Origin of the sequence: Clostridium gelidum (assembly GCF_019977655.1) — a bacterium.
In the GTDB taxonomy this organism is placed as follows: domain Bacteria; phylum Bacillota; class Clostridia; order Clostridiales; family Clostridiaceae; genus Clostridium; species Clostridium gelidum.
On record NZ_AP024849.1, the window covers coordinates 5,686,015 to 5,707,664 of the forward strand.

General features: G+C 28.5%; 19 protein-coding genes, 2 tRNA genes and 1 rRNA gene. 5 read left to right on the forward strand and 17 right to left on the reverse strand.

Translation table 11 applies throughout. From position 1 onward, the window contains the following. Positions 1-213: 213 nt before the first annotated feature. Complete coding sequence (locus psyc5s11_RS26050) at positions 214-2,499, reverse strand: ATP-dependent DNA helicase (protein ID WP_224035359.1); 2,286 nt, start codon at positions 2,497-2,499, stop codon at positions 214-216. 129 nt (positions 2,500-2,628) lie between these two features. Continuing rightward, entirely contained in the window at positions 2,629-3,219 is a 591-nt protein-coding gene (locus psyc5s11_RS26055; protein ID WP_224035360.1) for a DUF1836 domain-containing protein, read from the reverse strand. 561 nt (positions 3,220-3,780) lie between these two features. Between psyc5s11_RS26055 and psyc5s11_RS26060 the strand changes: the two genes are divergently transcribed. Next, entirely contained in the window at positions 3,781-4,026 is a 246-nt protein-coding gene (locus psyc5s11_RS26060) for an AbrB/MazE/SpoVT family DNA-binding domain-containing protein (RefSeq protein ID WP_224035361.1), read from the forward strand. A 151-nt stretch (positions 4,027-4,177) separates the two neighbouring features. Here the strand turns inward: psyc5s11_RS26060 and rsmI are convergent, their stop codons facing one another. The 3 genes from rsmI to psyc5s11_RS26075 all read right to left on the reverse strand — a co-directional run bounded on the left by rsmI (position 4,178) and on the right by psyc5s11_RS26075 (position 7,263). Further along, positions 4,178-5,023, reverse strand: coding sequence for a 16S rRNA (cytidine(1402)-2'-O)-methyltransferase (gene rsmI / locus psyc5s11_RS26065; protein ID WP_224035362.1), 846 nt, complete (start codon positions 5,021-5,023; stop codon positions 4,178-4,180). A gap of 1 nt (position 5,024) precedes the next feature. Then, a complete protein-coding gene (locus psyc5s11_RS26070) occupies positions 5,025-5,774 on the reverse strand; it encodes a tRNA1(Val) (adenine(37)-N6)-methyltransferase (protein WP_224035363.1) in 750 nt (249 codons plus the stop codon). Positions 5,775-6,021: 247 nt separating this feature from the next. Beyond that, positions 6,022-7,263 (reverse strand): C40 family peptidase, encoded by a 1,242-nt coding sequence (locus tag psyc5s11_RS26075; protein ID WP_224035364.1) that lies wholly within the window; start codon positions 7,261-7,263, stop codon positions 6,022-6,024. A gap of 351 nt (positions 7,264-7,614) precedes the next feature. On the opposite strand from psyc5s11_RS26075, the gene psyc5s11_RS26080 reads away from it, so the two are divergent. Both psyc5s11_RS26080 and psyc5s11_RS26085 read left to right on the forward strand, forming a co-directional pair. Next, a tRNA-Pro gene (locus psyc5s11_RS26080) sits at positions 7,615-7,690 on the forward strand. Positions 7,691-7,764: 74 nt separating this feature from the next. After that, positions 7,765-8,409: an HAD family hydrolase gene (locus psyc5s11_RS26085; RefSeq protein ID WP_224035365.1), complete on the forward strand. Its 645-nt coding sequence runs from the start codon at positions 7,765-7,767 to the stop codon at positions 8,407-8,409. Between the two features lie 286 nt (positions 8,410-8,695). Here the strand turns inward: psyc5s11_RS26085 and psyc5s11_RS26090 are convergent, their stop codons facing one another. Further along, positions 8,696-9,442 carry a peptidylprolyl isomerase gene (locus psyc5s11_RS26090; RefSeq protein ID WP_224035366.1) on the reverse strand — a complete coding sequence of 249 codons (747 nt, stop codon included), beginning with the start codon at positions 9,440-9,442 and terminating at the stop codon, positions 8,696-8,698. 340 nt (positions 9,443-9,782) lie between these two features. On the opposite strand from psyc5s11_RS26090, the gene psyc5s11_RS26095 reads away from it, so the two are divergent. Together psyc5s11_RS26095 and psyc5s11_RS26100 are read left to right on the forward strand one after the other, a co-directional pair. Next, the gene (locus tag psyc5s11_RS26095; protein ID WP_224035367.1) at positions 9,783-10,460 is read left to right on the forward strand and encodes a uracil-DNA glycosylase; all 678 of its coding nucleotides are present in this window, start codon (positions 9,783-9,785) and stop codon (positions 10,458-10,460) included. A gap of 26 nt (positions 10,461-10,486) precedes the next feature. Beyond that, positions 10,487-10,897, forward strand: a complete 411-nt coding sequence (locus tag psyc5s11_RS26100; protein WP_224035368.1) for a DUF3785 family protein — start codon at positions 10,487-10,489, stop codon at positions 10,895-10,897. 119 nt (positions 10,898-11,016) lie between these two features. On the opposite strand, the gene psyc5s11_RS26105 is transcribed toward psyc5s11_RS26100, so the two are convergent. From psyc5s11_RS26105 to rrf, 11 genes are all read right to left on the reverse strand, one after another. Next, complete coding sequence (locus tag psyc5s11_RS26105; protein ID WP_224035369.1) at positions 11,017-11,736, reverse strand: hypothetical protein; 720 nt, start codon at positions 11,734-11,736, stop codon at positions 11,017-11,019. Continuing rightward, positions 11,729-13,957, reverse strand: coding sequence for a M1 aminopeptidase family protein (locus tag psyc5s11_RS26110; RefSeq protein ID WP_224035370.1), 2,229 nt, complete (start codon positions 13,955-13,957; stop codon positions 11,729-11,731). The genes psyc5s11_RS26105 and psyc5s11_RS26110 overlap by 8 nt, the downstream gene beginning before the upstream one ends. Next, the gene (locus tag psyc5s11_RS26115) at positions 13,954-14,823 is read right to left on the reverse strand and encodes an ABC transporter ATP-binding protein (protein WP_224035371.1); all 870 of its coding nucleotides are present in this window, start codon (positions 14,821-14,823) and stop codon (positions 13,954-13,956) included. The genes psyc5s11_RS26110 and psyc5s11_RS26115 overlap by 4 nt, the downstream gene beginning before the upstream one ends. 574 nt (positions 14,824-15,397) lie before the next feature. Beyond that, a complete protein-coding gene (locus psyc5s11_RS26120) occupies positions 15,398-15,724 on the reverse strand; it encodes an EamA family transporter (RefSeq protein WP_224035372.1) in 327 nt (108 codons plus the stop codon). Next, a complete protein-coding gene (locus psyc5s11_RS26125; RefSeq protein ID WP_224035373.1) occupies positions 15,714-16,037 on the reverse strand; it encodes an EamA family transporter in 324 nt (107 codons plus the stop codon). Before psyc5s11_RS26125 ends, psyc5s11_RS26120 begins: the two co-directional genes overlap by 11 nt. A gap of 64 nt (positions 16,038-16,101) precedes the next feature. After that, positions 16,102-16,728: an HAD-IB family hydrolase gene (locus psyc5s11_RS26130; protein ID WP_224035374.1), complete on the reverse strand. Its 627-nt coding sequence runs from the start codon at positions 16,726-16,728 to the stop codon at positions 16,102-16,104. Positions 16,729-16,754: 26 nt separating this feature from the next. Further along, positions 16,755-18,119: a DUF2334 domain-containing protein gene (locus psyc5s11_RS26135; protein WP_224035375.1), complete on the reverse strand. Its 1,365-nt coding sequence runs from the start codon at positions 18,117-18,119 to the stop codon at positions 16,755-16,757. Positions 18,120-18,327: 208 nt separating this feature from the next. Beyond that, entirely contained in the window at positions 18,328-19,188 is an 861-nt protein-coding gene (locus tag psyc5s11_RS26140; RefSeq protein ID WP_224035376.1) for a decaprenyl-phosphate phosphoribosyltransferase, read from the reverse strand. Further along, entirely contained in the window at positions 19,175-20,704 is a 1,530-nt protein-coding gene (locus psyc5s11_RS26145; protein ID WP_224035377.1) for a glycosyltransferase family 39 protein, read from the reverse strand. Before psyc5s11_RS26145 ends, psyc5s11_RS26140 begins: the two co-directional genes overlap by 14 nt. A 667-nt stretch (positions 20,705-21,371) precedes the next feature. Further along, a tRNA-Phe gene (locus psyc5s11_RS26150) sits at positions 21,372-21,447 on the reverse strand. A gap of 5 nt (positions 21,448-21,452) precedes the next feature. Then, positions 21,453-21,569 (reverse strand): 5S ribosomal RNA (gene rrf / locus psyc5s11_RS26155). Positions 21,570-21,650 lie beyond the last annotated feature (81 nt).

Genomic DNA, 21,650 nt, shown 5'->3' on the forward strand with positions numbered 1-21,650 from the left:
AATTTTACTTTAATATGTTATTTAAGTTCACTTTGTTCCATAAAACTAACATGAATATTTTAACATACTTAATTCCAATTAACAATGCACAACGTACAGTTCATGTTTAATGTATAATGTACAATTTACGATTTATAATTATGGATGAGATTCCTCCGGAACTTCTAGTTTTCTTTAAAATCACATAGTTATTTGTTCATTCATTGTTAATTGTTAATATTTATTTATAGGGTACCATTCATTCGGTAGTAACATCTTATATTTATTAGTTATATATCTATCATCAATAAGTAAAACTCTGCCAGTATCAATTTCGGTTCTTATTACCCTTCCAGCAGCTTGTTGTACCTTACTTATCCCTGGAAATATGTAAGCATAATCATACCCATCTTCTTTATAATATTCTTTTATTATTTCATTTTTCATAGATATCATAGGATATCCTACACCTATAATTATGGCACCTATCAATTGCTCTCCTGGTAAGTCTATCCCTTCCGAAAACATCCCTCCAAGAACACAGAACATTAGTAAGTTGTTATTTGTCTTAAAATTATTTAAAAACTCACCTTTTTCCTCTTCACTCATATTTTGTTTTTGCTTTATAAGTTGAAATTCATTTAGATTCAACTTACTCATTTCATCCCATAATAATTCCATATATGCATATGATGGTGAAAAAATTATGTAATTCCCCATCTGCACTCTTATAAAATCATGAATTTTACCTTTCACAAATTCCAAAGTTCTTTTTCTATGTGTATATCTAATATTAATTGGACTAACATGAACTTTTAGATTTTCTTTTTTAAATGGTGATGGGAGCTTTAATCTATAAGTTGTATCCTGCCCTCCAAGCATACTTATATAATAATTTATTGGAGATATAGTTGCTGAAAAGAAAATTACTGAATAACATCTTGATAAATATTCTTTTAAATTCTTAGCTGGATTTACACAATACAATGTTAATTTAAGTTCCTGAGTCTCTTTTTCTATACAAGTCATATAGTTTTCATCATATAACTGCATAGTAGAAACAAAAGTATTTACTTCAAAGTATAGTTGCAGTATATCCTCATACCCATCAAATTTATTTCCTCTTACTAAAACTTCTTCACTTTCCTTTAAGTAAAATTGTAAATGCTTATTTAAATCTTTAGGTGACTCTCCTTCATAAAACCATTCCACATCCTTATGATCACATTCATTTCTAAAATCAATAAAGCAATTATTAATTTTTCCGAGTATGGAATGTAGTTTGTTTAATCTCCCCTTCGTTAACTTTTTACATTTCATTATTTGACTTTTGCATAAGGTTGCTGAATACATACTTCTTGCCCTATCTATTAAATTATGTGCTTCATCAATTAATACTATATTACCTTTGCTTTCTAATATTCTACCTAAGGATGCCCTCGGATCAAAAATATAATTATAATCACCTATAATTGCATCACAATAAAGACTTAAATCTAAAGAGAGCTCAAAAGGGCACACTTTATATATTTCAGCATATTTCTGCAATATTTCCGAGGAAATTCTTTCTTCATTCTCAAGAATATATAATATAGCATTTTTCACCTTGCTATAATAATCTTTTGCATATATACATTTTTCAGGGTTGCAATCAAAAGTTTCATTAATGCATATTTTTTCTTTTGCAGTAATTATAATGCTTTTAAATTTTAGTCCTTCTTTTCTTAATTTTTCAAATGTATCTTCAGCAACTTCTCTATTTATAGTTTTTGCTGTCAAATATATAATTCGTGCTCCAATTCCTTCTCCAATTGCTTTTATTGCTGGAAATATGGTTGATATTGTTTTGCCTATCCCTGTAGGTGCTTGAGTAAATAACATTTCTTTTTCTTTTATGGTTTGATATGATATATTAATTAATTTTCGTTGTCCATCTCTATATTTTTCAAAAGGAAACTTAAGCATCTTTATTGAATTATCTCTAATACCTTTTTGTTGAAATACCAAAATATTGAATTTTTCATACTCTTCTAATATTTCAAAGGTAAACTTTTCTAATTCTTGTATATCAAATTTCTTTTCAAAGCTTTTAATTTCAGTTGTTTCAAGTTGCATATATGATAATCTAATATAAATCTCTTTAAGTTTATTTTGTTTTCCGTAAATCAAAGCATATACTTTGGCTTGTGCCCAATGGACTTCATTTGAATCATCTATATATGCAAAGCTCTTATACGTAGACTTAATCTCTTCAACTATGATTCTATCTTCTTGTATTATAATTCCATCTGCTCGTCCTTCAATATTTATTAAACCTTTATCCATTTCAAATTCGTAAGTTAAATATACTTCTTTTTCATAGTTTTCATAAATCTTGGAATTATCATCTTGAAGTTTTTGATGTGCTCTTATACCCTCTGTAGCTCTAGCACTTCCCGAAAATCTATTATCGATATCGCCTTTTTTCAAGCAAAATTCAACTAAATTCCTTACAGATTCTCTTATAATAATTTTATCCATAAATTAATTCCTCTCTGTAATCAAGCCTAACTACTTACAAAACACTTACTTAATCAGTCTCACTTCAAAGACTCATTTAGTAAGTGTTCTTATTTAACTATATATATATTCTTATGCAATTTATTTTATTTACTCTGTTTCATATTCTTTTACTATTTTTTGGACTAATTTTTTGATAACACTTGCTTCTGCTATTAAGGATAGTACTAATAAAAAAACCTTTATTCTTTCTTGATCTTTGTCTTTTAAATCAAATTTTTTTATTATTTCTTCTAATTTGTCCTCGTGGTTTAAAGATGTAATTAAATAGTCATCTAAACTTTCTTTTTGTATCTGTGTAAATGTTTTATAAGTTTCTTCCCATGATAATATATCATCATTCCTATCATTAATTTCATTAAAAGCAAGTCTGAAAACTTTTTTAATTTCTTCTGTTGTTAAAAGTGGTCTCATATAACTAAGCAATACTAACTGTATTAAATGCATTTTAGTATATCCTCTTTTTTTACCATCCTCTGGTTTTGTTATAACTTCACTTTTGGTATAATTTTGGACTATATTGTTAGTAAATTTTTCATCAACAAACTTATCATTTAAATAATCTATAACTTGAGATAGAAACAAATCATATTTAGGAAGCTCTTCATAGGAAATTGAACTTCCTTTAGACAATTCTTCCGCCAACTCTTTTATATAATCAGAATCAAATTTTCTCGCCATTATTATACACCCATACTTTCCACTCTTATCTAAATATATTATATAGTAGCCCTCAATTTGTTACAAGTAATTTCAAACATTACGCCATAAATTTTTATTGCTTTATTAATAGTCCCCTAACATTTATAATATTATACGACATGTTTACATTTTTCAAAATATCTGTTGCTTTCAAAAAAATATCTAATTTATGTAATTCATCGACATTATTATGTATAGTATTTGTTTTTGTGATAAAGAGTTCACTAATCGCCTTTATGACTTTATTTGTATTTTTTTCAAATAAATTATACATGTAATATATGCCAAATATTATTTATACCCTGTAAGCTGTTGTATAATCTATCTTTACTAATTTGTTTATTCAAATTAATATTATAGTTGTATAAATAATTCCTATTGACTTTTCTAAATTATGGTAGTATATTTTATATAAGATGTTTATTTAAGTTGAAATTTGTAATTTCTTATAAAAATAAGTGAATTGTTATTGACTTTATATTACATACTTGGTAGTATATTATTGTAGAGTGTCGAATTATGGAATTAGGAGGAATTTTTATGAAATCAACAGGTGTAGTTAGAAGAGTGGACGAGTTAGGAAGAATAGTTATTCCTATAGAACTTAGAAGAACTTTAGACATTGCTGAAAAGGATGCATTAGAAATCTATGTAGACGGAGAGCAAATTATATTAAAGAAGTATGAACCAGCTTGTATTTTCTGTGGAGATGCAAGAGATGTAATCAACTATAGAGGCAAAAATATTTGTACTAAGTGTTTAGATCAAATTAAAAACAACAACTAATATTTGATAATGTGTTCATTGTCAAACAAGAATATGGACTATCTTAATTTTTTAGATAGTCTATATTTTTTTATTTTAAAAAATGTAATATAATAACAAATTAATTATATATTGCATACTTCGACTTATCATTTTTTTTAATATATTTTAACTATATATCAGTTGAAAATTTATACACTTCACTTTTAGGTAGCTCTCTTTCTTTAGCTACTAGTTTTATTGCTTCTTTTTTATTTATACCATCATTTATATATTTAAGTATGTGTTCTTCAATAGATAGATTGATCCATGCTTCTTTTTTTTCTTCCTTTATATCTTCAAGTTTTTTCCCTTCTAATACAAGCACAAATTCTCCTCTAGGTTTATTCTGTGTAAAATAAAGTAATGCTTGTTTTAAAGTATCTCTATATATTTCTTCGTATATCTTAGTCAGCTCTCTACATATTGCAATTCTTCTGTCTCCAAATGTCTCTAATAAAAACGTCAACGTATCTATTAATCTATGAGGTGATTCATAAAATATAAGTGTTTCTTGACTTTTCAAAAGTTCATCTGTTATAATTTTTCGGTCTTTATTTTCTCTAGGTAAAAAACCTCTAAATAAAAATTTTGTTGTATCTAATCCAGAGTAGACTAACGCCGTAGTTATCGCTGTTGCTCCTGGAAGCACTTCAAAATCAATCACTTTCTCTATACATCTTCCAACTATAACACTTCCTGGATCTGATATTCCTGGTGTTCCAGCATCTGATACCAATGCAACATTTTTTCCTTCCATAAGTAAATCTATAATTTTATCACTTTTGCTTTGTTCATTAAACTTGTGATAACTTATCAAAGGTTTCTTTATCTCAAAATGATTTAATAATTTTAATGTTTGCCTTGTATCCTCTGCTGCTATAAAATCTGCCTCTTTTAATGTTTCTAATGCCCTTAATGTAATGTCTTTTAGGTTTCCAATAGGCGTTGGTACTAAATATAATTTTCCATTTTTCATATTATGCCCTCCAATATATTGAGTCTATTTCCTTAGTATACTTTCCATTATCATCATAGACATATAATGGAGCCTCCCACTTCAAATATGATCCTCCATCTCTTTGCCCTTCAACTAATACAATATTTGGTGCCTTCCCCATTTTAGGGTGTATCATTTTTACTCTTTTAGGTTCTATTTTATATTTTCTCATTAAAGTAAAAATATCTGCTAATCTTTCAGGTCTATGTATCATAAAAAGTCTTCCATTATCTTTTAGCAATACCCTTGATGCAGAAATTACATCTTCTAAGTTGCACAATATTTCATGCCTAGCTATAGCCAATTTATCATTAGGATTAATAATCCCTGCATTATTTAGCTTATACGGTGGATTTACTGTAACAACATCAAATTTTTCAAGCTTCTTTAAAAATTCTATGTTCTTCAAATCTTCATTTAAAAAAGAGACTTTTCCCTCTAACAAATTTAATTTTACACTTCTCTTGGCCATATCTACCATATCTTCTTGAATTTCTAATCCACATACACTTTCAGGCTCATATTTACCATATATTAAAAAAGGAATTATTCCTGTTCCTGTACACAAATCCATTACTTTATGTTTCTTTTTTATACATGCAAAATCTGATAATAAAACAGCATCTATTCCAAATTTGAATCCGTCCTTTTTTTGAATTAAATTTAAATTTTTAAGTTGCAAATCATCTATTGTCTCATCTTCTTTTATGTATTTTAATTTGTCATTCATATTGCTCTTCCTTTTCTTTAATCTAATGTACTATTTTAATCCAATTTAATATATTTCTTCATAAATTGAAACTTAACTTCAGAAGGAGTCTTTTAGGTGTCTCTTGAAGGTAAATCTCCAGCTGAAGGTTAGTTGAACTTATCTCTCACATTATAACATCACAAATCGAATTACAAAAGCCCTTCTGTATCTAAACAGAAGGGCTACAACTTGAAATCAGATATTAACAACTAATTTCTTATATTTACTAATTAAGTATTCTTCTTGCAGCATAAACATTAGGTACTGGTGATACCTTAACTACATCACCTGTTTGTGGTGCATGAATCATTTGGCCATTTCCAACATATATTCCAACATGACCTGTATGTGGAAATACTAAATCACCTGGTTGAAGTTGATCTTCACTAACCGCTTGTCCTTCATTAATTTGTGAATATGTTGTTCTTGATATATCTATTCCTGCTGCATTTTCATACACATATTGAGTAAATCCTGAACAATCAAAGTTTGCTGAACCTGTTGCCCCATAAACATAAGGTTTTCCGAGTTGTGCATAGGCCTCATTTAGAATTGCTTGTGCATTTCCTGCGGATGGTACTGCTACTGATGAACGTGTTCTTCCTCTACTTGCAGTTGTTACTTTCACTTCTGCTGCTTTCTTTGAATCAACTATCACTTTAGCTTTCTCTATTTTATCATTTATTTCTGCTGTAACAATTACACTCTTAATTTGATTATCTCTAATCTTTCTTAACTGGTCAATTGCTGCTTGAAGGTCTGATGCTGAACTATTAGAATTACTTAATGCATCCATTTGAGGTTTTACAAGATCTCTTTCTAATTGTGATAAATATTGTGAATCAAATTTACTTCTTTCATCTTTAGCTTGGCTAACTAGCACTTCTTGATCTTTCTTTTTTACATCTAATTCACTTAAGGTAACTTGTACTTCCTTGTTAAGTTTATCTATTTCAGTTTTTTTATCTTCTAACGATTTCATTTTTGTATTTAATTCTTCTTTTTTATTAGTAATACCATCTATAGCAGATTTATCTTTTCCTACAATTTGACTTACTTTCTCTGCTCTAGAAAAGAAATCACTTGTTGATTCTGATTCAAGTATAAAACTTAAATAATTGAATTCTAAATCCCCTGACATATACATAGCTTTAACTCTTTGACCCAAAGCTAAATCTAATGTATCAATCTCTTTTTTACATTGTTCAATATCTTTTGTAGTATTATCAATAACCTTATTTACATTTGTTATCTCTTTTTTATTTTTATCTACCGTTAATTGTAACGGCTCTATTTGAATATCTAAATCATAAATTTTACTCTGAATAGTTGCTATTTTATTTTCAATTTCTGCATACTTCTGTCTTGAATCACTCAATTGTTGATTATCTGGCGTCGCAAACGCGGGTATTGAAGTACCTACAACGATTACGGTTGCTAACATAATAGCTAGAATTTTATTTTTCATTAAATATCGGCTTTAAAAACCTTCCCTCCTCCACTTATCTATATCCTATATAATTATAACACTATAAATTAAGATGAACAATTCATATATAGGGCGAATTTTCAATTTATTCTGCTAATATCTATATATCGTCCATATTCCCCACTTTTTCTAGCTTATCCTTTATATTTGTGATTTCACCCTTTAATAAATGTTTATACTTCAAAATTTATTTAATTATTTTCTTCCTAAATCTTTTAATTTTAGCCTATTCTAGTTATAGCAAAACATATTTCATACATATAATTTAAGTCTATATATCCTTAAATCCTTGACAGAAAATTTCCTTGAATATATAATTATATATATCTTCGGGGTGTAGCGCAGCTGGGAGCGCGCGTCGTTTGGGACGATGAGGTCGCAGGTTCAATCCCTGTCACCCCGACCAAAAAATATTATTAATTATACTTGTTTTAACTTAAGGACTGTTCCTTAAGTTTTTTATTATTTAGGAGGTACTTTATGTTAAACAATATAAAAGCTGCAATCTTCGATTTGGATGGCACTCTTGTTGATTCTATGTGGGTTTGGAGTCAAATTGATGTTGACTATCTTAAAAAAAAAGGATATTCTATGCCTAAAAATTTAAGAGGTGAAATTGTTCACTTAAGCTTTTCTCAAACAGCTGTTTATTTTAAAGAAAAGTTTAATCTCGATGATTCAATCGAAAAAATTTCGAAAGACTGGCACGATATGGCATTTGATCACTATTCTAATAATGTTAAATTAAAACTAGGTGTAAAAGATTTTTTAAATAACCTAAAATCGTCTAAAATAAAAATTGGATTAGCTACTAGTAATTCAATTCCTTTACTAGAAGCTTGCTTGAAAAACAATGGAATTTATGAATATTTTGATTCAATTACAACAACTGATGAAGTTTCTAATGGTAAGGATTGTCCTGATGTATATTTATTGGCTGCTAATAAGCTCGGTATTAACCCAAAGCATTGTTTAGTATTTGAAGATATATTACCTGCTGTACAAGGTGCAAAGGCAGCTAACATGAAAGTTATTGCAGTAAAAGATGATGAATGCTTAGATTCTAAAGAAGACCTACTTAAATATGCAGATAAATATATTCATTCTTTCGAAGAATTGTTATAGATACAAACAGTGAAACTCCGTACTTATGAGTACTAATGCGTATAACCCGCCGAAATTGAATACATATTACAAACTAGAAATAAAGGTAATGCTTTTGTGGAATGTTACATTAGAAGATTTTGATGGCTGTGCTTCTTAATTATAAGTTGTTCCCAAATGCTTGTTCAAAGCTTGCCTTTGAAGCAAGCATTTGGGGCACAACTTATAATCACCCATCAAAATCTTCAGTAACTGGAACAAATGCATTACCTTTATTTCGGCGCGTTATATGTATAAATACAGATAATTATTTTCTTTCTACTCCATATTTACCTTCTAATTCTTTTAATATTTGATCATATTTTGTATGTTGATTTTGTTGTAATAATTGGTTTACAACACCATCTTTTACTTCATCAAAGCTTTTAACTGAAGCTTCATTTTTTGCGTCTACTACTATTAAATGATATCCAAATTGAGTTTTAACTGGATCACTAACAACGCCTATTTCTGCTGTAAAAGCAGCATCTTCAAATTCTGGAACCATCATTCCTCTTGAAAATTCGCCTAAACTTCCACCTTGCTCCTTTGATGGACATGTTGAGTATTTCATTGCAGCATCACCAAAAGATAAAGTTCCATTTGCAATTTCTTCTTTAGCTTTTTTGGCTTCTTCTTCTGTCTTAACTAATATATGTTTAGCAGAAACTGTTGCTGGCTCTCCAAAAGATTCTTTATTATCTTCATAATATTTTTTAACTTCTTCATCAGTTACAGTTACATCAGCTAATATTTTGTTTATTGCCATTGAAGTTATAACTTCTTTTGATATGTTTTCTATAGCATCTTTATATTCTTGTGTTTTGTCTAATTCTATTTCTTTTCCAAACTTACTCATTAATTCAAATGAAATTAATTGTTCTATTAATTGACTCTTTTTATCTTCGCTTTGTAATGCACCTCTTTGTTCTTGAGGATATCTAGTAATTATTGTGTTTAAGTCTTTTTCTGTTATTTCATTTCCTGCAGCAATTGCTAATACTTTATTTTCCATGTAAATTCTCCTTTTATATAATTATTTTTCATATTTCATTTTAATTGAAATTTTATCCGATAGCTAGCATCCGTAACACGCCATCTTATTCAAGTGGGAGATAACGGCTGCACGCTCCTGGACATTGTGCCCCCTGAGGGTATAAGTTCAACTAAATTTAGGTGGAGTATAAAGCTCCACCTAAAAAGTTTCACTTTATACACCTTTTTATTTTAACAGTATCTACAGCTTCTAACAATAATATAAGTAAATAAATTTGAAATTTATAAATAGAATATTTTTTGAAGATGTATTATACATAAATTTGTCATAAAATGTTATAATAATCTTGGGTGATGTTATGTCTGAAATATTAAAAAATGATTGGAAAATTTATTTAGAATCGGAATTCCAAAAATATTATTATATTAAATTAAGAAAATTTCTAGTAAATGAATATAATTCTAATGTTGTTTATCCAAAAATGTATGATCTTTTTAACGCCTTACATTTTACACCTTATGAAAATGTTAAAGTTGTCATATTAGGCCAAGATCCTTATCATGGTCCAAATCAAGCACATGGACTAAGTTTTTCTGTTAACCCTGGTGTTAAAACTCCACCATCTTTAGTTAACATTTATAAAGAGTTAAATACTGATTTAGGTTGTCATATTCCAAACAATGGTTACTTAAAAAAATGGGCTGATCAAGGAATTCTATTGTTAAACACAGTACTTACTGTTAGAGCTGGAGAAGCTAATTCTCATAGAAATAAAGGATGGGAAGAGTTCACAACTAAAGTTATTGAAGTATTAAATGACAAAAATACTCCTATAGTATTTATTCTTTGGGGTAATAATGCTATTTCAAAAACTAGCTTAATTACTAATCCCAAGCATCATATTATAAAGTCAGTTCATCCTAGTCCACTATCTGCATCAAGGGGATTCTTTGGTAGTAAACCATTTTCACAAACAAATAATTTTTTAATTTCTACTAACCAAACACCAATTGATTGGCAAATTGAAAATATATAAATAATTTTTAATGGGGAGGTCATATTATGGATTATAAATTTATCTATGATGAGAAAGAATACATTCTAACAGAAGAAAATTGCGAAGGTATATTTTTCGATGAAGAAAATGAAGTTACAGGTTTATCTTTAGATACAATATTAAGTGCTTTAAAAGAAGGCATTGACGTAAACTTTTCAAATGAATATTATGCAGGCATTTGTTCTTGTGAAACTCAAGAGCAAATAAATAAATCTTATCGTTACTTAGAATATCACTTTTATGTGTATACAAAGAATAAGGAATATGTATTAAACACTCTTGGTGAAGAATATAAAAGTACATCTTTTAATACACTGTTCAGTTTAGGTAAAATTGATGATAGTTATATAGTTAATGTAACTGTATGTCCTAATTGTGGTACTTATTCAATAGAAGTGGATCAATGTGAAGTTTAATATATTTTAGGCATATGAAAAAAATAATTTAAGTCTTAAAGTTACATTCTATGCACTTTAAGACTTAAAAAATCTATAATTTTAAAAGTACAGCGTCAATCCCTTTTCACTTTAATAATCTATCGATTATTGGATTTCTTTCTTATGCCAGCTGGCAACATCATCGCAACTCCAACCAATCCATAAACAAACTTTCCAATTAGTACATTTGCAGGTATAGAAAACGCCGGTTCTACTATATCAAGAGATGCTGGATACTTTGCAAAGAAATTGCCTCCAAACAAATCAACTACATATGGTAGTGGCAAATAATTAATCAATAGAACTGCTACCATAAGTACAAAAACTATTCCTTGATGACATCGTCCCCCGATAACTCCCAAACCAAATATAAATAACATAGCTGGTAATAATGTCACGACTGTTGGCAACACAAGACTTCCAAAGCTTGTGAAACGAAAATTCACTCCGTAAAACCACAAACTATATCCAATTGGCACAACAGAAATCAAAACAAATGCTATAACAATAGTTCCAAATCGTAGCATCTGAAATTTAAACGGATTAATAGGTGTTGCTTTAGTCAAAGTCTGTACACTTTTTTCCTGCTTTGAATAAAGAAAAGAGATAAAAAACAGCAAAGCAACAAGCAAAATCGGCAACTCTTTAGCAATATACGCTCCATAGCTCCAGCCAGAGAATGGTGCTGTATTTGCAACCCCTAGAATAATATCTCCACTCATAATTTGATGGCTATAAAGAGCAGAAATAATCAGAAGTCCTAAGAAAAATTTATTTATAATAAGTCTTTTAAGTTCATATTTAAATAATTTACTCAATGTTTAAGTCCTCCTCTTTAAGATTGCTGGCATCTAAAAAGTCCTGCCATGTAATTCTTTTTGTTTTAGAACTATTCTCATACAGCTTTCCTAAAATTTTATCCATATTTTCTTCACCACCAACTAATTTAGAAGCCTTCAAAATTTGAAGTGGCAATTTTTCATATTCACGTACAACTCTGTTGCATCCATTAATCTCATCAGCATATTTTTCTGGAAGTATTTTTAAATATTCTGGATGTCTATTATAAAAATTATTATCTTGCTCGTATGCCCCCTTCTTCCATACATCCACATAATTTTCTTTAGCATATTCTTCACCATGTGTTTCTTTAGCAATTCTATAGGTTGTATAAACAGCAAGTCCTTCTGCAGACCAATTTTTGTTATTTCCGCCTTCACCTATATTTTGAAAACTCCACCATTGATGAGAAATTTCATGTCCCATAACCTCAGCTTTTGTTGCTGCTCCTCGTGACTCATTGCTTAGGTTTTTATCACTAAAGCTGCTTTCTGGCATTGTGCTAAGATTTGCCAAGCCTAATCCAGCCCCCAAAAACACAGTTCTTTCTGCTATTATTAATGGATTTCCAGAAGATACATTATGCAGTTTTCCATAATGAGCAGTGCAAAATTTAATGGTATCATCCATAACTTTTTCAGCATTCATATTTTTCATGCGCTCTTCCATTTTACTGCTATAATAAAACTCTATAGGCATACTTTCATCACCAATATTCTTCAGAACATAATCACCCCCCATTATAGTAGCTCCACAGCCTCCATCAAGCTTAAAAAGCCAAGTTTTATTTTTTTCATCCTCGGAAAGCAGTTCTACTTTATTGTTAGCCACATTTACAACTGGTTCATCATTTGCATCATCATCCCTTAGATACGGTTCCCCATACACAATTGGTATAAGCCCTGATGGCATAGTAAATTTGCCTGTAACTGGTGACCCTTCCTTGCTGTCTTCGATTCTAAGACATGGGTAAATTGGATTTTGCCCATAAATATCTATGCATTTGTCATTGATATCATTAGGTGCAAAAGTAAGATCACCTTCTTCTTCTCTCAGTTTAGGCACCCCACTATATTCCACTAATAAGCTTATTTTAGGATCGTCAGGCAATGTAAATATAACGTTGCTTTTTTTATCATTATAATTCTTAAATGTAATCTCTTTTCCATTTGCTGTAATGTGATGAAAAGCAAACCCTGGATTCGTAGTAAGTTTGCATTCTTGCTTACTTCCACTCAAATTTTGAATAGAATAAGCTGCCTTTCCCGAAAGGCTTCCTTTACTTGTATTAAATGAAATATCTAAATCAGTATTCGATAGTTCAAGCTCTTTATTAAAGTCCTCTGAATTATGATAAGCTTCAGATTCCAAATAAATATTAGGTTGATTTTTATAAGCTAAGACACTGCTGCTAATTAGTACCACAGCCAATAAAGGAATATAGACTTTCTTTGAATTATATAAAATTGACCTAAATAAGCCTTTACCATATTGCCGTACACATAATAATCCAATTACCCATAGTGTGCCAAATACTAAGAACCAAAACAAACGACTATGCTCCATTAAACGAAATACTAAATCATTACTAAAATCATCTGAAAGTACTGGCATAGGCGGGTTTATCCAATGTAAAATATTGTTCCTTTTGAACCATTTGCTAAAGCCAACTAACATAAGCGCAATGAATGTAATCATACTCATATCTATACGAGAAAAAATCTGATAAAATGCAGAAATCACTATACTTGATAATAAAACAGAAGGCAACATTAATAGAAAGAAACTATTCCAATAAGTATATGCATCAAAAACATTACCCATTTTCATAAATGTATATGGAAAATAAATTACTGCTGCAATAGAAACAGAAATAATAGCTGCTACAAATAGAGATAACAATTTAACTATATTCAATATTAATGGTGAAACAATGCTATTTGTTAATGCTCCAGTTTCATATTTGCGTACCCTATCAAATTCTAGTAAAGTTAACATTGCAAATAAAATTCCACCACCTATTGCTCCTGCCATCGCTGGATTTGCAATCAAATCTCCAGATATAGTTGAAGTAATTGTTGTTTTATACAACTTATATCCTGCCATTGGACAAAACATAGTTAATATCATTATTAAATAAACAATTTTTGAGTGAAAAATACGATTTAATTCTACTCTTAAATAAGAAATGAATTTCATGATTCCATCGCCTCTTTTCCCATTATAAGATACATATACGCATCTTCAAGAGTAGGCTCCACAGCTTGTGCAAAAGCTGGCAGTGTTTCTGCTACAATACGACAGGCAATTCCTCGTGCTGTATTTACTCTTGCTGTTATCTTATATTGTCCCTTTGAACTTTCTCCCATTCTTTCTTCAAAGACTCCAACATGATTATGGGCCAAAGCAATCAATTCATCTGGTGTGCCAGTAAACAAAATCTGCCCATGATTAATGACAATCAGTTTATCGCACACTGATTGTACATCTTCAATTATATGAGTAGATAATAAGACTATCTTATTCTGTGCCATTTTGGAGAATAGATTTCGAAAATTAATACGTTCCTCAGGATCTAGTCCAACAGTTGGTTCATCAAAAATTAATAATTTAGGATCCCCTAAAAGAGCTTGAGCAATTCCTACACGCTGCCTTTGACCTCCTGATAAAGTAGAAATACGTGCTTTACGTCTTTCCTTAAGATTTGCTTTCTCAATGACTTCTTCAATAATCTTCTTACTATTTTTTATTCCTTTTAGTGCTGCCATGTAATCTAGAAACTGCCAAACAGTAAGTTCATCATAAAGTCCAAAAGATTGTGGCAGATACCCTAAGCTTGCTTTTAGCTTTTTTTCATTCTTAAGTAGTTGCACACCATCCATAAGAATTTCCCCACTAGTTGGTATCAACCCTGCTACAAGCAACCTCATAAGTGTTGATTTTCCTGCTCCATTTGGTCCTAAAAGTCCAATAAGGCTTGGGCTTTCAATATTTACTGAAATATCCTGTAGAGCTTTTTTCCCCTTTGGATAAGTCATATTTAAATTATTAACTGAAATCTTCATAATGTTTTGTCACCCTTCCTTTTAAATATCCATATAAAAAGCATCATTAAGCATATAACACAAAACAGCCTAACATCTTGACTTCTCACTCTTGAATATACCTTAACAAAGTTTATTATTTGTTTTTAATTTGGAAATATAGTATATAAAATCAAATATTAACCTGCTACTTTTATAATAGGACATAAAAATTAAGAAAGTGTAATCTAAATTATTAAGAAATTCGAAAGAATTTATTGCAGGCTAGTTGGTTATTAGGAATCATAAGAATCTATAAATAGATTTGAATACTGCAAGATTATCAAAGAACATATTTAGGTTTATTGTTTTTAATTATAACTACATTAGGCACAATCAAAAAGACCAAGCCTAGGCGCACGTTTATCTTCACCTAAAGATCTTCCTTCATCAATAGAATTAATATTCATTTCTTTTTTCTTCTTGTTATAATTTTCTAAAGAAAAGACAAAGTAGAAAGGGATTGCTTAGTGTAATCCCTTTCTACTTTTTTATTACCGTTTTGCCAATATAAATTATTGTACATTTCTTAAATTTCAAAATTCACGGATGAACCTTAATTAATATATAAAAAGCATAATCCTAATGTAATAAATAATATTCCTAATGCATTATATCTTGTTATCTTTTCATTAAATACATATTTTGCTATCAAAGTAGTCCAAATATATGTAATAGCATTACAAGGAAAAAGTATTGTTAATGGGATATACTTTAAAAGTATTATATTTAATATTGCGCCTATACCATAAAAGGTTGCTCCAATTATTAAGCAACTATTTATTTTATTGTTTTGGGCAGACGACTTTTTAAAAAATGTTCCGCCTAAAGCTCCGCACAAGGTCATAATTATTATAAGTAACAATTTCATACTATTTATCATAACTATTAAAAAACACTCCTATAATTATTAAAATAACTGCTATAATTTTGTTTGGTGTTATAATCTCATTTAGAAAAAAATTGCCATAGTACATAGATATTAAATATGATGTACACATAAGTGGGTATGCTACTACAAGTTTTTCTTTTTCAAAAGATTTAATCATAAAAATGGCACCAAATCCATAAAACAAAAAGCCTATGGGTAAAAACATAAAATTATTCACACCTATTTTCCATATTAGCTGACCTGTAGCTGTTAAAAATGCTGATATTAACATTAGTATAATACCGATTCTGATTTTCATTGCCATAAAAAATCTCCTATTTCCAATTCATTTTTATTTCACTATAAACGCGCCTATTTCTAATTCATTTTTATTGCCATATAAACTCTTGTATTTCTAAATCATTTTTATTAACCTTATATCTATTCTTAACTAAAGATAACATAGGCTTATCTGATAAAGAATCAGAATATCCAAAGGAATTATCAAAATCTATTTCTAAATTATTTTCATTTAAATAGTGTTTTATCCGATTAACCTTTTCAATACCTTTGCAATTTTCACCATGAATTTTGTTAATATATTTTCCATCTACTATCTTAAGTTTAGTTCCTATTATCACATCAATGGAACTATTATTTTTAAAATATTGTAAATATACTTCTGGTGAAGCTGAGACTAATAAAATACAGCATCCTTGCTCTTTATGAAAGATTAATCGTTTCATAACTTCTGGATTAATTTTTCTTAATACTATAGTCTCATAAAATTCTTCTAATTCCTTTTGGGTCAAATATTTTAGAGGTAAATATATAGCTTCCTTAGCGTTTTTTACATCTATAATTTTCAAGAAATATAGTACTATTTTCACTAAAATTATAGGTGTATAGAATATGAGTACTGGTTTTTTACTAATTGCAAAAAATAACATTAAAAACATAGAATCTCCATTTATTATTGTATAATCGACATCAAAAATTGCAAAACAACTTTTCATTAATTCTATCACCTCCTATATTTTTATTATTTATCTATAAGTTCATCAATATGAACTGTTGTATATTTATTAGATTTAAGTGTTTTAACTATTTGTTGTAATGGAGAATTTTCATCATAAGTTACATTTAGTTTGCTGTTTTTTATATCCGAATTTATATAAGCTAATTCAACATATGGATGATAGTAAAAACTATGCAGTATATCATGATTATCATTCTTAAGCTCATTAGTTATAGATGAAGGATCTGAATTGTGTACATATCCTAAAGGTGTTGGAACAAATAAGTGATAATCATCAGATCTATATATGTTGTTTTCTGAACCATCAAAAGATTCATATATAAATTGAAAATAGTCTTCAATGACTTGTCTTTGAAGGTCACTTTTACTGTAGTGAGGGCTTTCAAAATAGGAAATAGGAATATTTAAAGCACTTGCAGTATCAATTCCGTTTTCAATGACAGTTCTGGCTTCATGAATTGAGTTATTTACATCTTTAGACATCTCCTCTCCAATTGCACTTTTTTCATCACCATGTTGATGAGTATAACCATGAAGTCCTATTTCTCCACCTTTATTAATAAAATAATCTAAAATGTTAACAAATCCTACATTTACTATATTATTATTTGTTAATAAATCATTATCAATATTATCTTCTGGAGACTTAAATCTAGGAATCCAACTAATATGAAATTTAAGACCTTCAGAATATAGGAAATCCACCATACATTTTACTTTTGTTTGATTTGTGTCTATAGAATTTGAACTATTACAAGCAAAGTCTTCCAATCTAATTAAAGCAACTTTATCACTATAGAATTCTGAAGAATCTTTAGGTAATTTACTATTACTAGGAATCAAACTAATATTATTATTTTTAAAATCAAACACAGCAATTAAATTAAAAATTTCTTCTATATCTGAAATACAAATATAATAAGTACAATTTTTCTTTATCAAGGTACCACGAAGAGAGCTTGTCTTAGAATTTTTTTCATAAAAATTTTCAGTTAATGAAACTTTATTATCATTTTTTGATAATAAAATAGAATTATCAGAAATATCAATAGTATAATCGAGCTTATTACAAATGAAATCAAGTGGTATATAGTATCTTTGAGCCTTAAGTAACATAGGCACATTAGTAATATTAGTTTCATTTAAAATATTTAAGGTTACACCACTAATTTCCGTTACAGGTTTATCTGTAAATTTAATTTTTGGAGTATATATACTTGTAAATTTATTCTTAGGAAGTGAACTAGAATAAACAGTGTTATTTATAATAATTAAAGTATTTTTCAAAGAAAATATTTTAATTATTATACATATACATATAATTATCACTAAAAAAGAAAAAATATAGGGTTTTAGATTCCTTTTCATATGTTTTATCGCTCCTTCTAATTGTGTATAAAGTGATTCTTAATTTTAGGTAAAGTTTTCTCTCTAAATGTAAAAAAACATTTATCCTAAAAGAATATATGAGTTCTCACAAAAACTCATTAGAGCCTGTGATTACTCTGTCCTATCAATTAATTTTATATTGGATAGTTAAAATTTTTATAAGAAAGTTAACTTCCCCTATAATATCCTATATATTTAAAATAACAATACAAGTACATCCCCATAATAATATACAATTAAAAAGTTGCTTATCTTTTAATACTATTTCTGCTGGATTTCCACCGTCTTTTTTAGAGTACATTAAGTAATAATATCTTAAAACTCCAAAAATAATAAAAATGGTCGTCCATATAAAGTTATCATTACATGAACCTAATATACAATAAATGGAATATGACATAATGGTGCATGTTAAAGCTATATTTATAAATTGATCTAGCAATTTTTCAGTATATTCAGCCAAATTTTTTCTATGAGAACTAGCATTTTTACCCAAAACAATTAGTTCATTTCGTCTTTTTCCAAATCCTAAAAATAAAGATAGAAATAATGTACATAAAATTATCCATTTAGAAATTTCAACTTGTGTTGAAATTCCACCTGCAAGTACTCTTAAAATAAATCCTAGCGATATTGATAATATATCAATTAAAAAAATATTTTTAAGCTTAAAAGAGTAAATTATATTGTTTAATAAATATAAACATATAATAATAGCTATATATTTATTTAGACTAATTGCTATTGTTAATGATATGAAACTTAACAATATTCCTATTATTAGAGCTTGAAATAGACTGATTTTACCACTAGCAATTGGTCTGTTACATTTTACAGGATGTTTTTTATCACTCTCTTTATCTACAATATCATTAAGTACATAAACAGCAGATGATATACAACAAAAAGATATAAATGTAAGAAAATTATTCCATAATAGTTCAGAATTAATTAAATTGTTTGAAAAAATTATTGGTCCAAAGACAAAGAAGTTTTTAATCCATTGTTTAGGGCGTAATAATTTTATGGTGTATTTAAAATTCTCCATTTTCTCCTCCATTACTAATTACATTGCTATTTGTATTACCACTAACCTTGTCTTTACTAAAAGATGTCATAGCTACTATTATAAAGATCCACGAAAAAGGATAGGTATATCTATCTTGTGATTCTGTTAGTAAACATTGAAGAGAAAGACCACAAAACATAATATAAAAGAAATCAATTTTATAATTCCTATTTTTTTTATTCTTATATAATCCAATATAAGAAAGGATTAAAACTGCAATGTAAAATATCTGTGTGTAAATTTGCATATCATCACTTAATTTCATTAGATCTCTGCCTTCTGTTTTGCCCATTATATCTAAATAATGTTCTTTATTATAAGCTTCATTAAGCCCATCCTGCGACCAACAAACACCTCCAAAGTCTCCTACAGACCATTGTTTACCATATTTTAAAATATAAAATTCCAATAATTCTTTTTTGGGTGTTGTTGTTAACCTTTGTTTTATAATTTCTTTTGCAGCTTTATCTAAATTGTCATAATCTCCATCATATTTATCTATTAAACTACAATCTTCTTCATTCCAACCGCCTCCTGCTTCAATATTTGTACCCTTTAGCACTGACATGCTCATTGGCTCCATCGCATTCCAAAGATGATTCTCTGTTATATTTAATGATATTAATACATAGCTTACAATTACATAAGGAATTACAAACATTAATATAACTAATAAACTTTTAATTATTTTCAGTTTTATCTCTTCTCTGAAATATAGGAAAATATACATCAAATAAGCAATGATCATTATATAACCAAGAGGTCTAAAAAGGTGCATAGCACTTAAAGATAAACCTGATATTGAAAAAAATAAAAGTTTATTTTTGTTATCTCCATTTATTGCTTTAAAAAACATTAATATACTTAATAACAAAAATGGCATAGCCATATTTTCAGAGCAATAAACATTATTATAAATAATCATAGGTGGATAAATTGAACTTATAAGCAATACCCAAATACTTTTCTTTTTGCCTCGAAAAATTTCTTTTGATATAAAAAATATTAATATTATGTTTAACATAGAAAAAATAATATTTATAAATCTTATAGCTATTAATGGTAATGGATTAGAAAAAACTCTTATAATTAAAGAAAAATATAAAACTGTTATACTCATGTGCGGAAATCTAGCAAAATAACTATAATCCTTAAACATATAGGTATCACCATGTGAAAAATCTTCTGCACATATAAACATTCTATTAAAGTCGCTTATAGGAATACTATCAATGTTATAAAACCATAAGAATCTTATAACAAAAGCTGTAATCAATATGATAGTAATAATTAACGAGTTTTTATAATTGTTTTTCAACAAATAATATGTTGCTCCAATCAGCAGAATTGAAATAAAAAAACAAAAAATTGAAAATGATAAATTATCATCATCTTTTAAATGTAAGTAAACAATACTTCCTATTAAAGGAATTAGAAATAAAATTTTTAGGCTTAAATTTAAAAATTTATTAAATTTAGAATCTACAGTAATCATTAAACATCCCCCCTTATTAAATGTAACCTTATATTTTAATAGTAGGATATAACTATTAAGAAAGTGTAATCTAAATTATTAAGAAATTCGAAAGAATTTATTGCAAGCTAGTTGGTTATTAGGAATCATAAGAATCTATAAATAGATTTGAATACTTCAAAATTATTAAAGAACATATTTAGATTTATTGTTTTGCATTATAACTACATTAAGCAATCAAAAAGACCACACCTAAGTGACACATTCACATTCGCCTAAATATCTTCCTTCATCAGTATCATAAAAACAAACAATGCTTAAAGTACTCCAAACTTTTCATATTAATTAGATTTTAAGAAAAAAAATCCCTTTTCGGGGACTATGAAAGTTTAAAACAGAGGAAGGTTAATCTTCATCAATCCAATATGAACCTTCCTCTGTTCTCCTAAATAATAAAAATCTGCAATACAATTAGGGCACGCCATTGCTTGCATGCCCTTTCTTTTACAATCTTTTTTCATTATTTATCATATTTAAATCTACTTCGCAGATTATGTATTTCTGCTACTTTTCAGAGTTATAATTTCAAGGGTCGCGATGCACCCCAAATGACACATTGTCCATAGATTTGACTTTATTATAATTTTCTATAAAATGAAAAAAACACTAACATAAGTTAGTGCTTATATGGTGGCTCGAACTGGAATCGAACCAGTGACACGAGGATTTTCAGTCCTCTGCTCTACCGACTGAGCTATCGAGCCATCTTACCTGGCAACGTCTTACTCTTCCACACAGTCACCCGTGCAGTACCATCAGCGCTGTAGACCTTAACTGTCCTGTTCGGAATGGGAAGGAGTGTTACCTCTACGCCGTCATCACCAGATACAAGTAGTATTATATCGAGATATGGGGATTCTGTCAACACCTTTTCTAAAAGTTTTTTTATTTTCTTTCATTTGGACAT

What these genes read in the sequence shown, in the direction of transcription:
- psyc5s11_RS26090 (WP_224035366.1), bottom strand. Translation starts at nt 9,442, where the DNA reads ATGGAAAATAAAGTATTAGCAATTGCTGCAGGAAATGAAATAACAGAA.
- psyc5s11_RS26135 (WP_224035375.1), bottom strand. Translation starts at nt 18,119, where the DNA reads ATGAAAAGGAATCTAAAACCCTATATTTTTTCTTTTTTAGTGATAATT.
- psyc5s11_RS26095 (WP_224035367.1), top strand. Translation starts at nt 9,783, where the DNA reads ATGTCTGAAATATTAAAAAATGATTGGAAAATTTATTTAGAATCGGAA.
- psyc5s11_RS26130 (WP_224035374.1), bottom strand. Translation starts at nt 16,728, where the DNA reads ATGAAAAGTTGTTTTGCAATTTTTGATGTCGATTATACAATAATAAAT.
- psyc5s11_RS26115 (WP_224035371.1), bottom strand. Translation starts at nt 14,823, where the DNA reads ATGAAGATTTCAGTTAATAATTTAAATATGACTTATCCAAAGGGGAAA.
- psyc5s11_RS26085 (WP_224035365.1), top strand. Translation starts at nt 7,765, where the DNA reads ATGTTAAACAATATAAAAGCTGCAATCTTCGATTTGGATGGCACTCTT.
- psyc5s11_RS26125 (WP_224035373.1), bottom strand. Translation starts at nt 16,037, where the DNA reads ATGGCAATGAAAATCAGAATCGGTATTATACTAATGTTAATATCAGCA.
- psyc5s11_RS26120 (WP_224035372.1), bottom strand. Translation starts at nt 15,724, where the DNA reads ATGATAAATAGTATGAAATTGTTACTTATAATAATTATGACCTTGTGC.
- psyc5s11_RS26100 (WP_224035368.1), top strand. Translation starts at nt 10,487, where the DNA reads ATGGATTATAAATTTATCTATGATGAGAAAGAATACATTCTAACAGAA.
- psyc5s11_RS26070 (WP_224035363.1), bottom strand. Translation starts at nt 5,774, where the DNA reads ATGAATGACAAATTAAAATACATAAAAGAAGATGAGACAATAGATGAT.
- psyc5s11_RS26060 (WP_224035361.1), top strand. Translation starts at nt 3,781, where the DNA reads ATGAAATCAACAGGTGTAGTTAGAAGAGTGGACGAGTTAGGAAGAATA.
- psyc5s11_RS26075 (WP_224035364.1), bottom strand. Translation starts at nt 7,263, where the DNA reads ATGAAAAATAAAATTCTAGCTATTATGTTAGCAACCGTAATCGTTGTA.
- psyc5s11_RS26055 (WP_224035360.1), bottom strand. Translation starts at nt 3,219, where the DNA reads ATGGCGAGAAAATTTGATTCTGATTATATAAAAGAGTTGGCGGAAGAA.
- psyc5s11_RS26050 (WP_224035359.1), bottom strand. Translation starts at nt 2,499, where the DNA reads ATGGATAAAATTATTATAAGAGAATCTGTAAGGAATTTAGTTGAATTT.
- psyc5s11_RS26110 (WP_224035370.1), bottom strand. Translation starts at nt 13,957, where the DNA reads ATGAAATTCATTTCTTATTTAAGAGTAGAATTAAATCGTATTTTTCAC.
- psyc5s11_RS26145 (WP_224035377.1), bottom strand. Translation starts at nt 20,704, where the DNA reads ATGATTACTGTAGATTCTAAATTTAATAAATTTTTAAATTTAAGCCTA.
- psyc5s11_RS26140 (WP_224035376.1), bottom strand. Translation starts at nt 19,188, where the DNA reads ATGGAGAATTTTAAATACACCATAAAATTATTACGCCCTAAACAATGG.
- rsmI (WP_224035362.1), bottom strand. Translation starts at nt 5,023, where the DNA reads ATGAAAAATGGAAAATTATATTTAGTACCAACGCCTATTGGAAACCTA.